General features: G+C 67.4%; 15 protein-coding genes and 2 pseudogenes. 8 read left to right on the forward strand and 9 right to left on the reverse strand.

Translation table 11 applies throughout. The features are described from left to right. Window positions 1–8: 8 nt before the first annotated feature. On the reverse strand, window positions 9–1,286 hold the full coding sequence (locus DSC_RS04010) for a S8 family peptidase (protein WP_202944904.1): 1,278 nt from the start codon (window positions 1,284–1,286) through the stop codon (window positions 9–11). A 342-nt stretch (window positions 1,287–1,628) separates the two neighbouring features. Continuing rightward, window positions 1,629–4,031, reverse strand: a complete 2,403-nt coding sequence (locus DSC_RS04015) for a TonB-dependent receptor plug domain-containing protein (RefSeq protein WP_193384091.1) — start codon at window positions 4,029–4,031, stop codon at window positions 1,629–1,631. Between the two features lie 206 nt (window positions 4,032–4,237). Between DSC_RS04015 and DSC_RS17510 the strand changes: the two are divergent. Continuing rightward, window positions 4,238–5,204: pseudogene (locus DSC_RS17510) on the forward strand (ABC-F family ATP-binding cassette domain-containing protein); the annotation flags it as partial. Between the two features lie 95 nt (window positions 5,205–5,299). Further along, window positions 5,300–6,184, forward strand: a pseudogene (locus tag DSC_RS17515) (ATP-binding cassette domain-containing protein); the annotation flags it as partial. Window positions 6,185–6,477: 293 nt separating this feature from the next. Here DSC_RS17515 and metK read toward each other — a convergent pair. Further along, complete coding sequence (gene metK / locus DSC_RS04025; protein ID WP_014159854.1) at window positions 6,478–7,689, reverse strand: methionine adenosyltransferase; 1,212 nt, start codon at window positions 7,687–7,689, stop codon at window positions 6,478–6,480. 228 nt (window positions 7,690–7,917) lie between these two features. Between metK and olsF the strand changes: the two genes are divergently transcribed. From olsF to DSC_RS04045, 3 genes are all read left to right on the forward strand, one after another. Further along, window positions 7,918–9,627, forward strand: a complete 1,710-nt coding sequence (gene olsF / locus DSC_RS04035; RefSeq protein WP_014159856.1) for a bifunctional ornithine lipid synthase OlsF — start codon at window positions 7,918–7,920, stop codon at window positions 9,625–9,627. Beyond that, on the forward strand, window positions 9,624–10,424 hold the full coding sequence (locus DSC_RS04040; protein WP_014159857.1) for a UDP-2,3-diacylglucosamine diphosphatase: 801 nt from the start codon (window positions 9,624–9,626) through the stop codon (window positions 10,422–10,424). Before olsF ends, DSC_RS04040 begins: the two co-directional genes overlap by 4 nt. A 162-nt stretch (window positions 10,425–10,586) precedes the next feature. Next, window positions 10,587–11,702 carry a metal-dependent hydrolase gene (locus tag DSC_RS04045; RefSeq protein WP_014159858.1) on the forward strand — a complete coding sequence of 372 codons (1,116 nt, stop codon included), beginning with the start codon at window positions 10,587–10,589 and terminating at the stop codon, window positions 11,700–11,702. On the opposite strand, the gene dusB is transcribed toward DSC_RS04045, so the two are convergent. The 3 genes from dusB to DSC_RS04060 form a co-directional block, all read right to left on the reverse strand. Then, window positions 11,648–12,661: a tRNA dihydrouridine synthase DusB gene (dusB, locus tag DSC_RS04050; RefSeq protein WP_014159859.1), complete on the reverse strand. Its 1,014-nt coding sequence runs from the start codon at window positions 12,659–12,661 to the stop codon at window positions 11,648–11,650. The two genes, DSC_RS04045 and dusB, sit on opposite strands and share 55 nt — an antisense overlap. Before the next feature lie 400 nt (window positions 12,662–13,061). Beyond that, the gene (locus tag DSC_RS04055) at window positions 13,062–13,442 is read right to left on the reverse strand and encodes a hypothetical protein (RefSeq protein ID WP_052299763.1); all 381 of its coding nucleotides are present in this window, start codon (window positions 13,440–13,442) and stop codon (window positions 13,062–13,064) included. Window positions 13,443–13,502: 60 nt separating this feature from the next. After that, window positions 13,503–14,075 carry a TerD family protein gene (locus DSC_RS04060; RefSeq protein WP_014159861.1) on the reverse strand — a complete coding sequence of 191 codons (573 nt, stop codon included), beginning with the start codon at window positions 14,073–14,075 and terminating at the stop codon, window positions 13,503–13,505. Window positions 14,076–14,219: 144 nt separating this feature from the next. Here DSC_RS04060 and DSC_RS04065 point away from each other — a divergent pair, with 144 nt between their 5' ends. Beyond that, window positions 14,220–15,332: an IS1182 family transposase gene (locus DSC_RS04065; protein WP_014159862.1), complete on the forward strand. Its 1,113-nt coding sequence runs from the start codon at window positions 14,220–14,222 to the stop codon at window positions 15,330–15,332. 374 nt (window positions 15,333–15,706) lie between these two features. Here the strand turns inward: DSC_RS04065 and DSC_RS04070 are convergent, their stop codons facing one another. The 3 genes from DSC_RS04070 to DSC_RS04080 form a co-directional block, all read right to left on the reverse strand. Then, on the reverse strand, window positions 15,707–16,657 hold the full coding sequence (locus tag DSC_RS04070) for a ribokinase (RefSeq protein ID WP_014159863.1): 951 nt from the start codon (window positions 16,655–16,657) through the stop codon (window positions 15,707–15,709). 148 nt (window positions 16,658–16,805) lie between these two features. Continuing rightward, window positions 16,806–18,104 carry a NupC/NupG family nucleoside CNT transporter gene (locus DSC_RS04075; RefSeq protein ID WP_014159864.1) on the reverse strand — a complete coding sequence of 433 codons (1,299 nt, stop codon included), beginning with the start codon at window positions 18,102–18,104 and terminating at the stop codon, window positions 16,806–16,808. 269 nt (window positions 18,105–18,373) lie between these two features. Further along, complete coding sequence (locus DSC_RS04080) at window positions 18,374–19,369, reverse strand: hypothetical protein (RefSeq protein ID WP_014159865.1); 996 nt, start codon at window positions 19,367–19,369, stop codon at window positions 18,374–18,376. 179 nt (window positions 19,370–19,548) lie between these two features. Here DSC_RS04080 and hemP point away from each other — a divergent pair, with 179 nt between their 5' ends. Together hemP and DSC_RS04090 are read left to right on the forward strand one after the other, a co-directional pair. Further along, window positions 19,549–19,743: a hemin uptake protein HemP gene (gene hemP, locus DSC_RS04085; RefSeq protein ID WP_014159866.1), complete on the forward strand. Its 195-nt coding sequence runs from the start codon at window positions 19,549–19,551 to the stop codon at window positions 19,741–19,743. A 246-nt stretch (window positions 19,744–19,989) separates the two neighbouring features. Then, window positions 19,990–20,955: an SPFH domain-containing protein gene (locus tag DSC_RS04090; protein WP_014159867.1), complete on the forward strand. Its 966-nt coding sequence runs from the start codon at window positions 19,990–19,992 to the stop codon at window positions 20,953–20,955. Window positions 20,956–20,957 lie beyond the last annotated feature (2 nt).

Raw genomic sequence — 20,957 nt, forward strand, 5'->3', positions numbered from 1 at the left:
ACCTGCTGCTAGAAGCCGCTCACGTTGAGCCGGCCACCGGTGACGGTCTTGCCTTGCAGGGAGGTGGTCGGCACGGTGTTGTCGAGAATCGCCGCCTTGATGTCCGCCGCGCTGGCACCGGGACGGGTCGAGGCGTACAGCGCCGCGGCGCCGGTTACATGCGGGGTGGCCATGGAGGTGCCGTTGTAGCTGGCGTAGCCGGCGGTGACCTTGCCCTTGTTGCTGACCGGCACGGTGGAGTAGATCGCCGAACCCGGCGCGCCCAGGTCCACGGTGGTCTTGCCCCACTGCGAGAAGCTGGACAGCGCGCCGGTGTTGGTGATGGAGGCCACGGCGATCACGTTCGCGTTCGGGTAGTTGGACGGGTAGCTGGCGGTGGTGTCGTTGTCGACCGCGTCGTTGCCTGCGGCGGCCACGAACAGGATCTCGGCGCTGCCGGCGCGGGTGATGGCGTCCTGCAGCGCCTGGGAGAAGCCGCCGCCGCCCCAGGAATTGTTGGTGGCGACGATGTTCAGGCCATGGCGGGTCTTGAGGTCGGTGATGTAGTCCACCGCCTTGACCGCATTGGCGGTGGTGCCCCCGCGGCGGCCCAGGAACTTGGCGCTGATCAGCTTGATCCCGCTCCAGCACACCCCCGCCACGCCCTTGCCGTTGCCACCCACGCCGGCGATGGTGCCGGAGACATGGGTGCCATGGTCGTCGCTGGCGCCGCCGGAGTTGATGTTGTTGGTGCCGCCGTCGAAGTCCCAGCCGCGAATGTCATCGACATAGCCGTTGCCGTCGTTGTCCACGCCATCGGCCGCGTCATAGGGGTTGGACCAGATGTTCGGTGCCAGATCGTCGTGGCTGTAGTAGATGCCCTCGTCGATCACCCCGACCAGCACGTTGCTGCAGGCGGTGTGGCCTGCGGTCCAGGCTTCGCCGGCCTGCGAGCCGTACTGGTTGGCCGGGCTGGTGCCGTCGCCGTACATGCCCCACAGCGAACCGTTGGAGTAGTAGGTATCGTTGGAGGTCGCGCCGATGGTGTAGACCCAGTTCGGCTCGGCGTAGTCGACGGCCGGGTCGCTGCTCAGTACCTGGATGGCCGCAGCCAGGTCCTGACCACTGCGCAGCTTCAACAGCGCCAGTTCGCCCTGCTTGCCATTGCCGGGGCGGACGATGTCCAGCTTGCTGGCACCCAGGCCATGCTCGATCGCCTCGCGATCGGCGGCGGTGGCGCCGTCGCGGTACTTGATCAGCAATTCATCGGGCTGGTGCAGACGCCCGGCCTTCAGGGACTGGGCCACCAGGTCGGGCCTACCCGCGGCCTGGGCCGAAAACGACACACCCAGAATCGCTACCACTGCACCTGCCAGAACCCCAAACCGCGTGCTGATCGCCATCGATGCGTCACTCCGTGTTGTATGAATGAGAAAGGGAGGCCGTTAAGCCGCCAGTCAAGTTAGCCGATCGTAAACCCAACATGTGCGTTTTCGGTCACTTTTCTGAAATCTTCACAGCCGATAGGCAACCAACGGCCTGGCAAGAACACCCCCACCCTGAATGGCGGGGCGCCGCGCGGACGCTTCGCCATAAAACAACCCCGGCGCGAAGCCGGGGTTGGTCGGGTCGCGCGGTGGCGTGCGGGCTTACCAGGTATAGGCGATGCGGCCATACACGTAGGCGCCGTTGAAGCCGAACGGCGAGTAGTTGCTGTACTGGAAGATCCCGCTGGTGGAGTTCACGTAGCGGTTCTCGTCCGGGTAGGTGTCGAACACGTTGTCTGCGCCCAGGGTGAGGGTCCACTGCTGGGTCGGCTTGTAGCTGGCCGCCACGTCCACCAGCCATTCGGCATCGTAGCTCTGGTCGTTGGCCGGCACGGTCGCGTTGCGCACGGTGACGCTGCCGTAGCGGGTCCCGGTCAGGCTCAGGTTCCAGCGGTCCGAATGCCAGGTGCCGCCCAAGATCGTCTTGTTCTTCGGGAAGCTGTCTTCCAGGCGGCCGACTTCGTCACGGGCGATCAGCGGGGTGCTGATGCCCAGCTCCGCCAGCGCGGCCGGCGAGGCCTCCAGGCGGGTGATTTCGGTCTCCCCATAGCTGTAGCTGGCCGTCAGGTCCAGGGCGCTGGCCGCGAACGGCACGGTGTAGCTGCCGACCACGTCCACGCCCTTGGTGCGGGTGTCGGCGGCGTTGGTGAAGTAGCGGAACTGGGTCACCTGGTCCACGCCCAGGCTGGACAGCAGCGCCTGCGCGGCGGCATTGGTGTTGATGTTGGAGGACAGCAGGATGCGGTCGTCGATCTCGATCTGGTAGGCATCGACCGTCAGCGAGAACTGGTCGGTCGGCTGCAGCACCAGGCCCAGGCTGTAGTTGGTGGAGGTCTCGGCGTCCAGCGGCTTGGCGCCCAGGGCCTGGGCGATGGCGGTGTCGGCCGGGAAGGTGCCGCTCTGGTAGAAGACGCCGTTGGTGATCGTGCTGGAGATCGCCTGAAAGCTCTGCTGGGCCAGCGATGGGGCGCGGAAGCCGTTGGAGACCGTACCGCGCAGCGCAACCATGTCGGTGAACGCGTAACGCGCCGACAGCTTGCCCGAGGCCTTGCTGCCGAAGTCGGAGTAGTCCTCGTAGCGTCCGGTCAGGCCGGCGGAGAACTTGTCGGTGAAGTCGGCTTCCACACCGGCATAGACCGCGTAGTTGTGGCGGTCGGCGTGCACGGCGTTGGCCGGGGTGAAGCCGCCGAAGCCCTGTGCCCCGGAGCTGGAGCCGGGGATGCCCAGGCCCGCATTGGCGTACGAGCCATATACGCCCGGCGACTGGTTCCACTTCTCCTCACGATATTCAGCGCCGAAGGACAGCGTCACCGGGTAGGCCAGGCCCCAGTCCAGGGCCTGGGTGAAATCGGCGTTGAGGATGTTCTGGGTGTACTCCAGCGCCCCGTCGTAGAAGCGGGTCGGGCTGGTGTCGCCGAGCGTGTAATTGATGGTGTTGTCGGTGGCGTAATCGATCCTGTTGTAGCCGTAGTTGTAGCTGACATCCCAGGCAAAGCCGCCTTCGGTATTGCCCTTGAGCCCGGCAATGAGCGAGCGGTCCTTGGAGTACTGGTTGATCACCGGCACGTAGCCGTCCGGGTAATACATGGCCAGCAGCGCGGCCTGGTTGTTGTGGTTCCTGGAGCGATAGAACGCATACGAATTGATGTCACGGTTGCTGGCGATGGCCGTGGCGTAACCGGTGATGTTGTCGGCGAAATCGAAGCTGGCGCTGGCCGAGGCCGCGCCGGCGTCCACCTCCGGATCGCCGATGATGAAGGCCTTCTCGCCCACCCCCGGGAAGTTGCCGGTGTTGGGCGTGGTGCCGGCGTAGGCGCCGGAACGATTGGTCGGATCCTGGTAGCCGGCCTGGCCGGCCACGTGCAGGGTGCCGCGGCCGTCGGCGAACTGCACGCCGGTGTCGCCGGAGAGCTGGAACTGCGCGCCGTCGCCCTTGGAATATTCGCCATAGTTCACCGCCAGGCTGCCACCCTTTCCGGCGCCCTTGAGGACGATGTTGATCACCCCGGCGATGGCGTCCGAGCCGTACTGCGCCGAGGCGCCGTCACGCAGCACTTCCACCCGCTCGATGGAGGCCACCGGAATGCTGTTGAGGTCCACGGCCGAGGAGCCGCGGCCGATGCTGCCGTTGAGGTTGAGCGCCGCCGAGCTGTGGTAGCGCTTGCCGTTGACCAGCACCAGCACCTGGTCCGGGGACAGGCCGCGCAGCTGCGCCGGACGCACGCCACTGGTGCCGTCCACCAGCGCCGGGCGCGGGAAGTTCAGTGAGGGCAGGGCGCGCGCCAGCGCGGTGGCCAGTTCGGTGGTGCCGGTGGCCTGCAGGGCCTCGCGCGAAATGATGTCGATCGGCGACTGCGATTCGGCCAGGGTGCGGTCGGTGACGCGGGTGCCGGTGACGATCACGTTGTCCAGCGTCTTGGCGGTCTGCTGGCCTTGCTGGGCCAGCGCGGGGACCGCCAGCGCAAGGGCGATGGCGGCGGTCAGGAGGGTGGGCTTGTACATCATGGATGCTCCGGTGGGTAAAAAGATGGCCGCCCGTGATGGTGTCCAGCACCCGGGATCTTGTTTGTCCCGATGTCACGTCTTGCTGCGGCGCAGGACACGAATAACCGCCAGGTGAGCACAAAGTCAACGGTTTCTTAACGAACAATCCTGCCAGCAAGACCCGATACACTGGGACGTCTGCTGGATACCTCCCCCGGGAACCTCACGTGATTTCGCTTCGCAACTTCGCCCTTCGCCGCGGCGAGCGCCTGCTGTTGTCCAACGTCGATCTGACCATGCATGCCGGCTATCGGGTCGGCGTGGTGGGGCGCAATGGCACCGGAAAATCCAGCCTGTTCGCCGCGGTCAGGGGCGAGCTGGAAGCCGACAAGGGCGATGTCGAACTGCCCGGCAAGGTGCGCATCGCCAGCGTGGCGCAGGAAACCCCGGCGCTGCCCGATCCGGCGCTGGATTTCGTCCTCGGTGGCGATACCGAAGTGGCCGCGGTGCTCAAGGCCGAGGCCGACGCGATCGCCGCCGAGGACTGGGAAGCGGTGGCCGCGGTGCACCTGCGCATGGAGCAAGTCGGTGGCTACGACGCCCAGGCGCGCGCCGGCAAGCTGCTGCATGGCCTGGGCTTTGCGGCCGACACCCACAGCCGCGCGGTCAAGGATTTCTCCGGCGGCTGGCGGGTGCGCCTGAACCTGGCGCGCGCGCTGATGATGCCCTCGGACCTGCTGCTGCTGGACGAACCGACCAACCACCTGGACCTGGACGCAGTGTTCTGGCTGGAGCAGTGGCTGCTCAAGTATCCGGGCACGCTGCTGCTGATCAGCCATGACCGCGAGTTCCTGGACAACGTGGCCACCCACACCCTGCACCTGCATGGCGGTGGCGCCAAGCTGTACGTGGGCGGCTATACCGATTTCGAACGCCAGCGTACCGAGCACCTGCGCCAGCAGCAGATCCAGCACGAAAAATCCGAAGCCGAGCGCGCCCACCTGCAGTCCTTCATCGACCGCTTCAAGGCCCAGGCCAGCAAGGCCAGCCAGGCCCAGAGCCGGATCAAGCGGCTGGCCAAGATGGCCGGCACCGAGGCGGTGCGCGCCGAGCGCGAATTCCGCATCGAGTTCTCCGCGCCGGCGCGGCTGCCGTATTCGCTGATCCGGCTGAATGATGTTGATTGTGGTTATGCACTTGGTGGGACTGCGGACGGTTCGCCATCTGGCCCCGCCAGGCACGCGGGGCATTCGGGCGTGCGCGAGCCAGTGGCTCGCGAGCAGCACGCCCTCATTCTGCACGAGGTCGGCTTCGGCCTGGAGGCGGGCGACCGGATTGGCCTGCTCGGCCCCAACGGCGCGGGCAAGACCACCCTGGTCAAGACCCTGGTCGGCGAGATCGCGCCATTGCGCGGCGAGCGCAGCGCGCACCCGGACCTGCGCATCGGTTACTTCGCCCAGCACACGGTGGAATCGCTGCACGAAGGCCGCTCGCCGATCGACCACTTCCGCGACCTCTCCCCCGACGCCTCGACCCAGTCGTTCCGCGATTTCCTGGGCAAGTGGAATTTCCCGGGCGACCGCGCATTCGAAGTGGTCGACGGCTTCTCCGGCGGCGAGCGCGCACGCCTGGCGCTGGCCCTGATCGCCTGGCAGCAGCCCAACGTGCTGCTGCTGGACGAGCCGACCAACCACCTGGACCTGGAAATGCGCGAGGCCCTGGCCGAGGCGCTGAGCCTGTTCGAAGGCGCGATCGTGATGGTCAGCCATGACCGTCATCTGATCGGCCTGGTCTGCGACACCTTCTGGCGCGTGGCCGATGGCGTGGTCGCGCCGTTCGCCGGCGACCTGGACGAATACGCCGCCTGGTTGCGCAGCCGTCCCAACGCCCAGGGCACCAAGCAGAAGATGGCCGCCGCCGCGCCCACGCCACCGCCGCCGACCAAGCCGGTGCCGCAGAAGAAGCCGCCGAATCCGCACAAGCTCAAGGCGGCCGAGGAAAAAATGGCCCAACTGGAAGCGGCACTGGCCGCCATCGACGCGCAGCTGGCCGATCCGGCCAATGCCGCCGACGGCAGCCGGCTGGCCGACCTGGGCCGCCAGCGCGAGATGACCGCGAGCGATCTGGCCAAGGCCGAAGCGGCGTGGATGGCGCTGTACGAAGAGGTGGCCTGAGCCACGCCCAGCAGCCGATGCGCGCGATCGCGCGCCACCGCAGGCACCTCACGATCGTCATTCCCGCGTAGGCGGGAATCCAGGGACGTTGCCGTGATCGAAATGCAAGCCGCTGGGTGACCAGACACCAGGTCTGTTGAAAGCGCTTCGACGCGTTCGCGGGGATGACGCTTCGAGTTTTTTGTGAAGACCGCTGGCACCGCTTTGGCATGGCCCAGCCTTGTGCGCCGGTTCCAGAATGCACAAAGGCCGCTTCTGCGCGGCCTTTGTGCTGGTGCAGCTGGCTGAAGAACTTACTTCAGCTTGGCCTCGGCCCGCAGGGCCTCGGCGCGGTCGGTCTTTTCCCACGAGAACGCGGTGGCGGTGTGCTGTTTGCCGGCACCGTCGGTGTAGCTGAATTCCTTCGGCTTGCGGCCGAAGTGGCCGTAGGCGGCGGTCGGCTGGTACATCGGGTGGATCAGGTCTAGCATCTTGATGATGCCGTAGGGGCGCAGGTCGAAATGCTTGCGGATCAGCTTCTCGATCCTGTGGTCCTCGATCTTGCCGGTGCCGAAGGTGGTGACCGAGATCGAGGTCGGCTCGGCCACGCCGATGGCGTAGGAGACCTGCACTTCGCAGCGGTCGGCCAGGCCGGCGGCCACCACGTTCTTGGCCACGTAGCGCGCGGCGTAGGCGGCCGAACGGTCCACCTTGGACGGATCCTTGCCCGAGAACGCGCCGCCGCCGTGGCGGGCCCAGCCGCCGTAGGTGTCGACGATGATCTTGCGCCCGGTCAGGCCGCAGTCGCCCACCGGCCCGCCGATGATGAACTTGCCGGTCGGGTTGATGTGGAACTTGGTGTCCTTGTGCAGCCACTTGGCCGGCAGCACCGGCTTGATGATCTCCTCGCGCACCGCTTCGATCAGGTCCTTCTGCCTGACCCCGGGATCGTGCTGGGTGGACAGCACCACCGCGTCGATGGCGGTGGCCACGCCGTCCTCGTAGCGCAGGGTGACCTGCGACTTGGCATCCGGACGCAGCCACGGCAGCGCCGAGTTCTTCTTCTTGCGCACCGCGGCCTGGCGCTCGACCAGGCGGTGCGCGTAGTGGATCGCGGCTGGCATGAAGCTTTCGGTCTCGTTGGTCGCATAGCCGAACATCAGGCCCTGGTCGCCGGCGCCCTGCTGCTCGGGATGCTTGCGGTCCACGCCCTGATTGATGTCCGGCGACTGCTTGCCGATCAGGTTCAGCACCCCGCAGGTCTCGCCGTCGAAGCCGACGGTGGAGCTGTTGTAGCCGATGTCCAGGATCACCTTGCGGGTCAGCGCTTCCAGGTCGATCCAGGCGCTGGTGGTGACCTCGCCGGCGACGATCGCCACACCGGTCTTGACCAGCGTCTCGCAGGCCACCCGTGCGCGCCTGTCCTGCTGCAGGATCGCATCGAGGACCGCGTCGGAAATCTGGTCTGCAATCTTGTCCGGATGGCCTTCGGAGACCGATTCGGACGTGAACAGGTAGCTGGACATCAGGCTTATATCCTTCAATGCGGATGAAAAGATGGCCGCGCATGATACACGCGCACGCGGCTCGGCGCATGTGCACTGGCGTGCTGCTGCCGCGAGGCGACTTTGGCCTGCGGCCATGACAGGACCGCGGCGGCGCTGTCATCGCGCTGTCGCGGCCACGCAATGTGCCTGTCGCCGGCGCGGCCCAGTCTGGCGTTCCAGATACGCCGCTGCCGCGACAGGCCCGCCATGCGACCTCTGGAAGATACCCTCATCGAACGTTATCCGCGCTGGTTCGGTGGCCGCCGCGGCGCGCTGACCCAGCCGCTGTTGCGGCGCTGGGGGCATTGGTCGGGGATCGACCAGGCGCTGGCTTTCGTGCGCGACAACGCAGGGCTGCAGGCCTGGGAGTTCGTCGCCGCCGCGCACGGTTTCCTGCATTTGCAGCAGCAGCATGACGCGCAGGCGCTGGCCCGGATCCCGGCGAGCGGGCCCTTGCTGGTGATCGCCAACCATCCTTCCGGTGCGCGCGATGCCATCGCCCTGCTGGGCCTGATCGGCCAGGTACGGCGCGATGTGCGCATCATCGCCAACCACTTGCTGGCCCACATCGCCCCGCTCGCGCCGCTGCTGCTGCCGGTGCGCGTGTTCGGCGGCAGCGCCGACGCCGGCAGCCTGCGCGCGGTGCGCACCGCGCTGGCGGCCGGGCAATGCGTGATCGTGTTTCCGGCCGGCGAAGTCTCGCGGCTGCATCCGCTGGGCGTGCGTGATGGCCGCTGGCGCGCCGGGTTCGCCCGCTTTGCCCGGGCCAGCGGCGCGCCGGTGCTGCCGGTGCGGGTGCAGGCGCGCAATTCGGCGTTGTTCTACGGCGCCTCGGCGGTGTTCAAGCCGGTCGGGACTGCGCTGCTGCCACGCGAGATGTTCGCCCGTCGCCAGCAGCCGTTGAAGCTGCACGTGGGCCAGGCCCGGTTGCTCGAGGCCGGCATCGGTGACCAGGCGGCGATCCGCCAGTTGCGGCGCGCGCTGTATGCCCTGGGCCGGCGTTCGGACGGGCAGGGCAAGGCGCCTGCGGCGCTGGCCGAACCGGTGCCGGTGGCGCAGCTGCGGGCGGCCGTGGCCGCCCTGCCAAACCTGGGCAGCACCCGCGAAGGCCGCACGATCGTGGCCGGCCGCCTGCACCCGCAGTCGCCGCTGCTGCGCGAGATCGGCCGCCTGCGCGAGCTCACCTTCCGCCAGGTCGGCGAGGGCACCGGCCGTGCGCTGGACCTGGATGCGTACGACGCCTGGTACGACCACATCGTGTTGTGGGACGAGCAGGCCGGCGCCATCGCCGGTGCGTATCGGGTCGCCCGCGGCGCCCCGGTGCTGGCCCAGCGCGGCCTGGCCGGGCTGTACACCGCCTCGCTGTTCGACTGGGCCGAAAGCGCACTGCCGCGCATCGCCGAAGGCATGGAGCTGGGCCGCAGCTTCGTCGCCCCGGCCTACTGGAACAGTCGCAGCATCGACCAGCTGTGGCAGGGCATCGGCGCCTATCTAGCCCGCTATCCGCAGGTGCGTTACCTGTTCGGCGCGGTGTCCATCAGCGCGGCCCTGCCGTGCGCGGCGCGCGAACAGATCGTGGCCTACTACCAGCAGTTCCATGGGCATGGCCAGGCCTGTGCCACCGCGCGCAAGCCGTTCCATTTCACCCAGGCCCCGCCGCAGTTCGAAGCAATGGATGCGGCCACCGCCCTGGCGGTGCTGCGCGGCAACCTGGACGCGCTGGGCGCGCAGCTGCCGATGCTGCTGCGCCAGTACACCGAGCTGTGCGAACCGGGCGGTGCGCGCTTTCTGGCCTTCGGGGTGGACGCGGATTTCGCCGGCTGCGTCGATGGCCTGATCGAACTGGACCTGGCGCGCATGCACGTGCGCAAGCGCCAGCGTTATCTGGCACCTTCATCGCAGGAGCAGGCCGCATGAACCGCGCGATCTTCGTCTCCGATGTGCATCTGGGCTCCACCCACTGCCATGCGGCCGAGTTCGCCGATTTCCTCGGGCGTGTGCAGTGCCGGCAGCTGTACCTGGTCGGCGACATCGTCGACCTGTGGTGGATGGCACAGCGCCGCGCGCGCTGGGACGCGGCCCATCAGCGCGTGGTCGAGGCCCTGCATGCGCTGGCGCGCAGCGGCACCGAGCTGATCTACGTGCCGGGCAACCACGACCGCGCCGCGCGCCGCTTCTGCGGGCTGATGCTGCCGGCCATGCAGGTGCGCCGGCGGGTGATCCACACCACCGCCGACGGCCGCCGCCTGCTGGTGGTGCATGGCGACGACTACGACGCGGTGACGCATTTCGGTGGGCTGCAGGAACGCTTCGGCGACTGGCTGTACTACCGCATCCTCACCGGCAACAAGCTGGTCAACCGCCTGCGCCGCCGCCTTGGCCTGCGCTACTGGTCGCTGGCCGAGTACCTCAAGCGCAAGAGCGCGGCAGCCGAGCGCTACATCGCCCGCTTCGTGCAGGCCGGGCTGGACGACGTGCGCCGGCGCGGGCTGGATGGCATCGTCTGCGGCCACATCCATCGCGCCGCGCTGATCCGCCAGGACGGCTTGGTGTACGCCAATGACGGTGACTGGGTCGAAAGCCTGACCGCCCTGTGCGAGACCGCCGACGGCACGCTGCAGCTGCTCGCGCACACCGGCCAGGTGCTCGGCGAGGTGCCGGCGCGGCTGCGACTGGTGCCGGAACCGGAGCGGCCGCTGCCCAGGGCGGCGTAGCGGTGGGCTTTCCCCGGCCTGATTGGCATTGACCTTCGTCATCCCCGAGAGGCGAAGATCCAAGGACGTTGCTCTCGGTGGGGGGACGTCCATGGATTCCCGCCTGCGCGGGAATGACGGGTCGGGAGAGAGGCCTTGGGTCCGCTGCTAGCATCGGCGGCCATGGATTCGATCACTCACCTGGTTCTCGGCGGCGCCATCGGTGCGGCGATCGCACCGGCCGGCCAGCGCCGCGCCGCCCTGCTGGCCGGCGCGGCGCTCAACACCGTGCCGGACCTGGACGTGCCGTTGCTGCTGACCTTCACCGACGACCCGGTGACCTGGATGACATGGCATCGCAGCTTCCTGCATTCGGTGTTTGTGCTGCCGCTGATCGGCGGGCTGGTGTGGTGGGCGTGCCGGGTGCGTGGCAAGCGGGTGAAGGCGGCGCCGGTGCGCTGGTTCTGGCTGATCCAGGCCTGCCTGCTCAGCCATCCGCTGATCGATGCCTGCACCGTCTACGGCACCTGGCTGCTGTGGCCACTGGAAGTGCGACCGGCGATGTGGTCGACCTTCTTCATCGTCGAACCGGCCTTCACCCTGTGGCTGCTGCTGGGCTGCGTGATGGCCTGGTGCATCCCCAAGAAACCCTGGGGCCGCCGCGGCGCGATCGCCGGCGTGACGCTGGTAGCATTGGTGCTGGTGGGATCGATCGCGGCCAAGGCGGTGGTGGACCGCGAGGCCGGCCGCGCGCTGGCGGCGATGGGCCTGGTGGATGCGCCGCGCTTCTCCACGCCGCTGCCGTTCAGCACGCTGCTGTGGCGGGTGGTGGCGATGACGCCCGGTGGCTATGTCGATGCCGAACGCTCAGTGTTCGATACCGGGCCGATGGAGTTCCATGGCCATGCCTCCAACACCCAGGCGCTGGCCCAGGCCAAGGCGATCGGCATCCCTTCGGTGGCGCGCCTGGACTGGTTCAACCACGGCTTCATGCGCGCGCAGGTGCAGGGCAAGACACTGGTGCTGTCGGACCTGCGCATGGGCTTGGACCCGGACTACACCTTCAATTTCGCCGTGGCCCAATGGCGCGCGGACCAATGGCAGGCGATCGCGCCGCGGCAGATCAAGGCACCGCTGCCGATCTCCGGCGCGTCGGGCTTCAAGCGGCTGATGTCCGCGCTCTGGCATCGCATCTGGCACCAGAGTGATGCGCCGCTGCGCGATGCGACCCTCGCGCCGCAGGCTCAGGCTGCGGTGGCGAATCCGGACGGCACGCCAGCTTCCAGCGCGTCGAAGTAATCGGCGGTCAGGCGCAACTGCGCCTCGGCGGTTTCGGCGCGGTTGACCACCGCGCGGAAGGCGGCCATCTCTTCAGTGGATTGTTCCGGGCGGTTCTTCACATACCAACCCAGGTGCTTGCGGGCGATGCGCACGCCCTGCAGTTCCCCGTAGAACTCATGCAGCGCATGCAGATGGCCGAGCAGGATCTGGCGCACCTCGCTGATCGACGGTGGCGGCAGTTCCTCGCCGGTGGCCAGAAAATGAGCGATCTCGCGGAAGATCCACGGCCGGCCCTGCGCGGCGCGTCCGACCAGCACCGCATCGGCACCGGTGGCGCGCAGCACCTGCGCGGCTTTTTGCGGTGAATCGATATCGCCGTTGGCGAACACCGGGATCGACAGCGCCGCCTTGATCGCGGCGATGGTCTGGTACTCGGCCACGCCGGTGTATTGCTGGTCGCGGGTGCGGCCGTGGATGGCCAGCGCGGCGATGCCGGCGTCCTGGGCGATACGGGCAATCACCGGCGCGTTGCGATGTCCGGCATCCCAGCCAGTGCGGATCTTCAGCGTCACCGGCACATCGACCGCCTTGACCACCGCCTCGACGATCCGCGCCACCAGGCCTTCATCGCGCATCAGCGCCGAGCCGGCCCAGGCGTTGCACACCTTCTTGGCCGGACAGCCCATGTTGATGTCGATGATCTGGGCGCCGTGGTCGACGTTGTAGCGCGCGGCCCTGGCCAGCTGCTGCGGCTCGGTGCCGGCGATCTGCACGCTGACCGGGGCCGGCTCGCCGGCATGGTCCATGCGTCGCAGCGACTTGTCGGTGTTCCAGAAACGCGGATCGGAAATGGTCATCTCCGAGACCGCCAGGCCCGCACCCAGCTGCTTGCACAGCTGCCGGAACGGCTTGTCGGTCACCCCGGCCATCGGCGCCAGGATCAGCGGTGGATCGATCTTGTAGGGGCCGATGTGCATTTGATCGGGACTCGGAATGCGGGATTCGGGATTCGGGATTCGGGATTCGGGACCCGGGACCCGGGACCCGGGACTCGGGACTCGGGACTTGGGACTCGGGACTCGGGACTCGGGACTTGGGACTTGGGATTCAGGACTCAGGACTCAGGACTCAGGACTCAAAAGCAGGATCTTAGGTCTCGATTTCCAGTCAAGACTTTTTTACGTAGTCGATGCCGCCCAGCATGTGTGCAAGTGCGTTGCGGCTTTCGTCGATAACTCGTAAACCGACTCCATAAACACCTACCGCCGGCTTGATGCTAACGACCCGATGGCGCTGGCGCAGTCGGGCGTATGCGGCGTGGTACTCGGCACTGGCGGCGGCGCGCTCAAACTCCGGTCCCGGCACCGGCGCGGCGACTTAGTCAGCGCAGAAAAGCGCTTTGTCCTCCAGACATGTAAGGGCATCTACGCTGCTGACGGCGATAACGCATGCGCCGATGGCTTCGAATTCGGAAAGGCGGGTGAGGATCGCGGCCTGAGCATGGCCAGGGTAGAACAGCGCGACGCTGCATTCCCTGCATTGCTCAAAGCACCGGTCGACGTGGGACGGTTGGCTGTTGTTGGGGAAAGACGGCTCGAGGAATGCCTCGTGCGCAGCAAAGAACCCTGCAAATTGCGGGTTCGGGTGAGAGCAAAGCAGCGTGTAGCGATTCTCGAAATCGGCCGTGTGGATCAGATCGAGAGCGGCACGAATGTGACTAAAGTTGCGGTTGAACCAGACACCATGCGGTGCGGACACAACGGCTCCCAGATACAACGGAGCCAAGCAGGCGGGACGATATCCCGCCTGCGGCGTGTATTACAGATGCGGGAGAATGCGGGGCAGCAGGTCCTGGAACGTGCGCCCAGTAGCGTTCGCGCCGATGGCATGCATCTTCCAGGCGCCGTTGTGGCGATACACCTTCGCCATGATCATGGCGGTGTGCGGTCCCTTCACGTCGCTTAGGTCGAGTTTAGCGACTTCGGTCCTGTTGGTATTGTCGATAAGTCGACAGGTGGCATTGGCGACCTTGCCGAAATTCTGCCCCGTGAAACTGTTGACCGTGAAGACCAGGCTTTTAACCTCGCTGGGCACCCGGTTGAGATCAACGTGAATCGTCTCGTCGTCGCCATCGCCGTCGCCGGTGCGATTGTCGCCTGAGTGACGGATGCTCCCGTCTCGGCTCTGCAGCTGGCGGAACCATACGGTGTCCGTCACGCGCTTGAGTTCGTCGAACATTACGCATGACGCGTCTAGATCAATGCTGCCACCGCCGATACCGAATATGCCCTTCGCGACATCCCAGCCCAGCCCCATCGAGATCTGCGACAGCGAGCTACCGTCCGCTTTTTCCAGCGAGATCTTCTGACCCTTCTGAAGATTGACTGCCATGTTTTGAACTCCCCCTCAGAGCCTCTTGCAAAATTCCCCGACGAGGCTGATTTTCTCACCGGCGGTAGCGGTGAAAAAAGAGTAGAGCGGGTGTTGCCATTGAAGGCATGATGGAGTTGTCAAGGCCACACCAGCACCCGCCGAATGAATACTGCCCTGCGCGAACGCCTGACGCAATTCCATCGTCGTTTCCAGCAGGAGCTGGTGCCTTTGGTGGATGCTGATCTTGGCCAGCCGCTGACGCCGGTGATGGAGCGGTTGCTGCGCATCTGGGAGCAGGTGGAGATCAAGCGGTTCGTGCCTTCGTCGCGGGGGCTGGTGGGCCGACCGCCGATTGAGCGCGCGGCGCTGGCGCGGGCCTTCGTGGCCAAGGCGGTGCTGGGTCTGACGCAGACCTCGGACCTGGTGGAGCGGCTCAACGCCGTTGCCCTGCTGCGCCGCTTGTGCGGATTCGATCTGCGCCGCAAGGCGCCATTGAACGCGTCCTTGTTCTCGCGGGCATTTGCCGAGTTTGCCGAGCAAGGTCTGGCGGCGCGTGTGCATGAAGCGCTGATCCGACGCGAACTGGGCGACGCCCTGATCGGGCACGTGTCGCGCGATGCCACGGCCATCGAAGCGCGCGAGCGCCCGGTGAAGGCCGCGCCCGCGCCCGCCGTCGTTCCCCGTCAACGTGGACGGCCGCGCAAAGGGGAAGTGCGTCCGTCCAAGGAACCCTCCCGCATCGAACGTCAGGCCGCCGGCATGCGTCTGTCGGCGATGCTGGCCGAGCTGCCGCAGGCTTGCGAGGTGGGTACCAAGCGCAACAGCCAGGGCTTCAAGAGCACCTGGGTCGGCTACAAGCTGCACCTGGACGTGGCCGACGGCATGATCCCGATCGCGGCGGTGCTGACCTCGGCCAGCGTGCATGACTCGCAGGTGGCGATCCCGCTGGCCACGATCACTGCGCAGCGCGTCACCCACCTCTACGATCTGATGGACGCGGCGTATTGCAGCCCGATCCTGCGCGCGCACAGCCGGAGTTTGGGCCATGTGCCGCTGATCGATCACAACCCGCGCGGTGGCGAGAAGATCACATTTGCGCCCCACGAAGCCCGGCGCTTCAAGGAGCGCAGCACGGTGGAGCGCGTCAATGCACGCTTGAAGGATGATTTCGGGGCCCACCGCATCAACGTGCGCGGCCCCGCCAAGGTGATGACCCACTTGATGTTCGGCGTGCTGGTCCTGGCCGCCGATCAACTGCTGCGATGGGTCACCTAGCCTCCGGCGCCGGACCCCGCCCACCGCCTCCGTGCGCGATGGCGCCGGATTCCCCGTGCCTGCAAAACCGCGCCATGGTCACTTCTCGACCAAAGCGCCCTCCGGATTCCCTTCCAGGACGCCCGGACCGGACAAAAAGTCACCCGCGCGCCGCTGGCCCACGCACTCAACCCCGTTTCAGCGGGAATTTCGCAAGAGGCTCGCGGAAGAGCGGAAGAGCGGAAGAGCGGAAGAGCGGGAAAGCGGGAGCAGGGCGCAGTGGCGGCAAGGCCTGAAAATGAAACACTTGCCCGTTTCAACAAGACGTCGATGCTTTCCCGAGTCCCGAGTCCCGAGTCCCGAGTCCCGGGTCCCGGGCCCCGGGTCCCGGCTTCTCAGTCCTCCGGCGTCAACCGCGGCATCGACGCGGCCGCGCCTTCGCGTTCGGTCGAACGCGCGGCGAAGCGGTTGGCAAAGCGCACGTGCAGGTTGAACGCGGCCTGCGGTGCGTGCGCCAGCGAGGCGGCCAGGGCGCCGTTGAAGGCATCGCCGGCCCCGGTGGTGTCCACGGTCTGCGCGCTTTCGGCGGCGACGCGGTAATAGGGCTGGGTGTCGCCGCGCAGCTGCTCGTCCTCATGCGAGACGAATGCACCGACCGCACCGAGGGTGATCACCACCGTGCCGCCGGGCAGCAGCTGGCGGCACAGGCCGTGCAGGGTGTTGCCGTCCAGCGCGGCGACATCGTCGGCTTCCATGCGATGGCCGACATGACGGCCGAGCAGGCCGGCGAATTCGGTCTCGTTGGGGGTGAGGATGTCGCTCTGGCGCAGCAGCGAGATGCTGGCCACCGCGTTGGCGGGCGCCGGATTGAGGATGGTGGTGACCCCGGCGGCGTGGGCGGCGGTGATGGCCGCTTCGATGCTTTCCAGTGGCGATTCCAGCTGCGCCAGGACCACCTGCGCGCCGGCCAGCAGGTCCTGCTGCGCGGCGATGAAGCCGGTGCTCAAGGTGAAGTTGGCGCCGGGGCCGATCACGATGGTGTTGCGGCCGTGGCTATCGACGTAGATGCCGCCGGTGCCGGTGGGTTCGTTGCTGGATTCGGCCACCACGGTGACCCCGTCCTGGGATGCCAGCTCGCGCGCCATGGCGCCGCCGGCATCGCTGCCCAACGAGCAGACGAACGCGGTCGATGCACCCGCGCGCGCGGCGGCGATGGCCTGGTTGAAGCCCTTGCCACCCGGCCCGGAGCTGTAGCGCCCGGCGACGGTGGCGCCAGCGACCGGCAGGGTCTCGCAGCGCCATACGTGGTCGACGTTGAACGAGCCGACGACAACGATTGAACTCATGTGGATCTCTTCTTCGGGAACGGCGGCTGTGCGCTGCCGCTCAGGGGGGCGCAAGTATGCCGCAGGCGGTGGTGTAGCCGCCGTCGCGGTCGCGGATGCCTGGACGCGAGCCGCTGCCCGCCTGGCCGCCCGCCGTCACCACGGAGCTTCAGCTGAAGTGGGTCAGCACCCCGGCGATGGTCGCGGTCATGAAGGTGGCGATGGAGCCGCCCAGCACGGCGCGCAGGCCGAAGCGGGCCAGGTCGGCGCGACGCTCCGGGGCCAGGCCGCCGATGCCACCGAGCTGGATCGCGATCGAGCTGAAATTGGCGAAACCGCACAGCGCGTAGGTGGCGATCAGGCGACCTTCGCCGCTCAGCGAAATGCCTGGCACCTGGCCGTTCACGATCTGCGCCAGCTCGGAATAGGCAACGAATTCGTTGATCACCACCTTCTGGCCGATCAGCGCACCGACCGTGGTCGCATCGGCCCAGGGGGTCCCGATCACCCAGGCGAGCGGCGCCAGCAGGTAGCCGAAGAGGGTCGACAGGTTGGTCGGACGACCGGTCATCGCGGCCAGGCCGGTGACATCGCCCAGCCAGGTCAGCGGCGCGTTGATCAGCGCGATCAGGGCGATGAAGGCCAGCAGCATCGCGCCGATGTTCAGCGCCAGGCGCAGGCCATCGCCGGCACCGGCCGCCGCCGCGTCGATGATGTTGCTGGTGGTCTTTTCCACTTCCATCTTGACCGTGCCGCGGGTCAGCGGCGTGCCGGTCTCCGGGATCAGGATCTTGGCGATCACCAGCGTGGCCGGCGCGGCCATGATCGAGGCGGCCAGCAGATGTTTGGCGTAGAACGCCTGCGCGGCCGGATCGCCGCCGCCCAGCATGCCCACGTAGGCGGCCAGCACGCCGCCGGCGATATGGGCCATGCCGCCGATCATCATCGTGATCAGCTCCGACTCGGTCATCCTGGAGATGTACGGGCGCACGGTCAGCGGCGCCTCGGTCTGGCCGATGAACACGCTGGCGCACACGCTGGTGGTTTCCGCACCGGACACGCGCATCACCTTGGTGATCGCCCAGGCCATCATCCGCACCACCGCCTGCATCACTCCCAGGTGATAGAGCACCCCCATCAGCGCCGAAAAGAAGATGATGGTCGGCAGCACCTGGAAGGCAAAGATGAAGCCGACCCTGGACACGTCCATCAGGCTGCCGAAGATGAAGTTCGAGCCTTCGCCGACGAAGTTCAGCACCTTCACGAAGACCCTGCCCAGCCAGTCGAAGACCTCGCGGCCGCCCGGCACCAGCAGCACCAGCGCGGCAAAGCCGATCTGCAGGACCACCCCGGTAAGCACCAGCTTCCAGTCCACCGCGCGCTTGTTGTTGGAGAACAGCCAGGTGATGCCCAGCAGCACGACCAGACCGAACAGGCCGAAGGCGGCCCGCCACACACCTTCCAGCATCTGCTTCCCCAGAAAACGCGCGACCTCGAATCGGCCAGCCTAAGTGAGGCCGCCGGCCGCGGCAAGGTGAAGTCGGCAGCGCCCGCCCGCTGCCAAGTGCTTACAAGCAACCCCTCCCCAGCCCTCCCCTTCGCAAAGGCGCGAAAGGGCGGGGGCAGAGGCGGGCCGGATTGCTGGCTGGCCACACGCCGGTCGCACCCCATTGTCGTGATCGGCCGGGGCAGATGCCGCACGCCTGCGCCAATGAGTGGGGCGGTTGCTGCGGCCGGTTATTGGCAGGGTGCGGTGGTGGGATCGTCCGGCTGCAGGGCCAGCGCGCGGGGCACGCCGCCCGGGACCGGGCGGCTGCCGAACGACTCGCGGTACAGCCGCTGGGCCTGCTGTTCGGCATCGGCGCGCTGGCGGGGATCCAGGGCGCCAGCGTCCGGCGCCGGTTCGCCACGCAGCCAGGACAGCAGCAGCCGATAGCTGTAGGCCTGGACCGGATCATCGGGCAGCAGGGCATCGAGCGGGGTGCGGTCGTCGGCATAGGCGTCGGCCAGCAGCTGCGCGGCCATCGGATCGCCGGCACGCAGGGCACGCTGCAGCATCGGCACCGCTTCGCGATACCAGTGGCCGAAGGCGGGGTCATGCAGGTAGCGATACTGATCCTGGTCGCTGCCGGCCTGGCCGAAGAATGCGCCCTGCGCATAGCGCAGCAGCGCGTCGCGGTTGCCGGCCAGCGCGGCCTTGCGCAGATAGGCGCCCGCCTGGCCACGCAGCGACCGGTCCATGCCCTCGCAGTAGCGGGCCGGGTCCTGGTTGCGCTGGACCAGCTGCCCGCGTGCGGTATCTGCGGCCGCATCGGCCTGCGCCGGCGACTGGCCCTGCTGCAGCGCCAGCCTGCGTGCGGCCTCGATGTGCGGGGCGTGGTTGGCGCCGGACTGGCCGCACAGGGCCAGTTCGACACCAAGCCTACAGGCGGCACGCGCATCACCGGCATCGGCCCGCACGCGCACCAGGGCCAGGTTCGCGCCCAGCGGCTGGCCCCACGGCGGCAGCGGCAAGGGCATCGACGGCGCGCCAAAGGGCAGGCCGCGCGCCTCGTTGGCGCCGCCCGGCGTTTTCCCTTCGGCGTGGGCCCCGGCCTGGACCGCGCGCGCAGCAATCTGCGCGGACACCGCGGCCGCCTCCTGTGCCTGCTGCCGCCAGCGCCAGCCTGCAAACCCCAGCGCGCCCGCCACCAGCAGGCCCATGACCAGATTGAATCGGCCGCGTGGCGTCACCGCGCCTCCTTGAGGCATCACACGGGCGCAGTCTGACATGGGTAGCTCGTTGCATCTGGCTTGCGCCGCGCGCGGGGGACAGGGTGGCCGCGGCTTCCATTGACCGGGGCGATCGACGGCATTTGACTCTTGAATGATAATGATTATCATCACCTTCGAACCGCCAACGGAGTCGCGCCATGCATGTCCACACCGTCGTCGTCCCGCACAACGATCAACGCGCCGCCGAGCGCACCCCGTGCGTCGTGCCGCCGGCCGAAATCCTCAGCAGCCAGGCGCTGCTCAAGGGTCGCCGCGAGATGCTGATCCAGCACGGCGATCGCACCTACCGCCTGCGCCATACCAGCAACGACAAGCTGATCCTCACCAAGTAGGCCCACCGGCACCAGGCTCCCGCCGCCTTGCCGGTTCCACTGCGCTGTGATCCGGGTCAGCAGGTGGCCTGGCAGCCGTGGGCGCCTGCCGTTGTTCGACCGCGATGCCCGTGCCCGTTGTTGCGTGTGCGGGGCTGCCTGGACTTGCCGCCGTGCCCAGACCCCAGGACCGGCAAGCCAATGCGCGCCTATACTTGCTGGAGGGAGCGTCCTGGCGCAGGACGCAGCAAAGGGGAGGGGAGTGCAATGGGCATCGGAATGATCCTGGCCGCGGTGATCGTGGTCTTCGTCGTGGTCACGCTGTTCAAGGGCGTGCGCGTGGTGCCGCAGGGCTTTGAGTACACCGTCGAGCAGTTCGGCAAGTACACCAACACGCTCTCGCCCGGGCTGCACATCCTGATCCCCTACATGCAGGGCGTCGGCCGCAAGGTCAACATGATGGAGCAGGTGTTCGACGTGCCCTCGCAGGAGGTCATCACCAAGGACAACGCGGTGGTCAAGGTCGACGGCGTGGTGTTCTTCCAGGTGCTGGACGCGGCCAAGGCTGCCTATGAAGTGTCCAGCCTGGACCAGGCGATGGTCGCGCTGATCCAGACCAACATCCGCACCGTGATCGGTTCGATGGACCTGGACGAATCGCTGAGCAACCGCGAGGTGATCAACGCGCGCCTGCTGGGCGTGGTCGACCATGCCACCAGTCCGTGGGGCGTCAAGGTCAACCGGATCGAGATCAAGGACATCCAGCCGCCGCGCGACCTGGTCGATGCCATGGCCCGGCAGATGAAGGCCGAGCGCGACAAGCGCGCCTCGATCCTGGAAGCCGAGGGCTCGCGCCAGTCGGAGATCCTGCGTGCCGAAGGCGAGAAGCAGGGCGCCATCCTGCAGGCCGAGGGTCGCCGCGAGGCCGCCTATCGCGAAGCCGAGGCACGCGAGCGCCTGGCCGAGGCCGAAGCCAAGGCCACCACGCTGGTCTCCCAGGCCATCTCCGATGGCAACGTGCAGGCGATCAACTACTTCATCGCGCAGAAGTACGTGGAGGCGTTCCGCGAGCTGGCCACCGCGCCCAACCAGAAGTTCGTGCTGATGCCGATGGAAGCCAGCGGCATGATCGGCTCGCTCGGTGGCATCGCCCAGCTGGCGCGCGAGGCGCTGGGTGCCGATGGCCCCAAGCCGCCGGCGATCCCGCCGCGCGCGCCGCGCAGCGGTGTCTGACC

This window comes from Pseudoxanthomonas spadix BD-a59, from assembly GCF_000233915.3.
Classification (GTDB): Bacteria; Pseudomonadota; Gammaproteobacteria; order Xanthomonadales; family Xanthomonadaceae; genus Pseudoxanthomonas_A; species Pseudoxanthomonas_A spadix.

Bases quoted from the DNA above. Each gene is read 5' to 3' on its own strand.
- DSC_RS04015 (WP_193384091.1), bottom strand. From the start codon at position 4,031: ATGATGTACAAGCCCACCCTCCTGACCGCCGCCATCGCCCTTGCGCTG.
- metK (WP_014159854.1), bottom strand. From the start codon at position 7,689: ATGTCCAGCTACCTGTTCACGTCCGAATCGGTCTCCGAAGGCCATCCG.
- olsF (WP_014159856.1), top strand. From the start codon at position 7,918: ATGCGACCTCTGGAAGATACCCTCATCGAACGTTATCCGCGCTGGTTC.
- DSC_RS04040 (WP_014159857.1), top strand. From the start codon at position 9,624: ATGAACCGCGCGATCTTCGTCTCCGATGTGCATCTGGGCTCCACCCAC.
- DSC_RS04045 (WP_014159858.1), top strand. From the start codon at position 10,587: ATGGATTCGATCACTCACCTGGTTCTCGGCGGCGCCATCGGTGCGGCG.
- dusB (WP_014159859.1), bottom strand. From the start codon at position 12,661: ATGCACATCGGCCCCTACAAGATCGATCCACCGCTGATCCTGGCGCCG.
- DSC_RS04060 (WP_014159861.1), bottom strand. From the start codon at position 14,075: ATGGCAGTCAATCTTCAGAAGGGTCAGAAGATCTCGCTGGAAAAAGCG.
- DSC_RS04065 (WP_014159862.1), top strand. From the start codon at position 14,220: ATGAATACTGCCCTGCGCGAACGCCTGACGCAATTCCATCGTCGTTTC.
- DSC_RS04070 (WP_014159863.1), bottom strand. From the start codon at position 16,657: ATGAGTTCAATCGTTGTCGTCGGCTCGTTCAACGTCGACCACGTATGG.
- DSC_RS04075 (WP_014159864.1), bottom strand. From the start codon at position 18,104: ATGCTGGAAGGTGTGTGGCGGGCCGCCTTCGGCCTGTTCGGTCTGGTC.
- hemP (WP_014159866.1), top strand. From the start codon at position 19,549: ATGCATGTCCACACCGTCGTCGTCCCGCACAACGATCAACGCGCCGCC.
- DSC_RS04090 (WP_014159867.1), top strand. From the start codon at position 19,990: ATGGGCATCGGAATGATCCTGGCCGCGGTGATCGTGGTCTTCGTCGTG.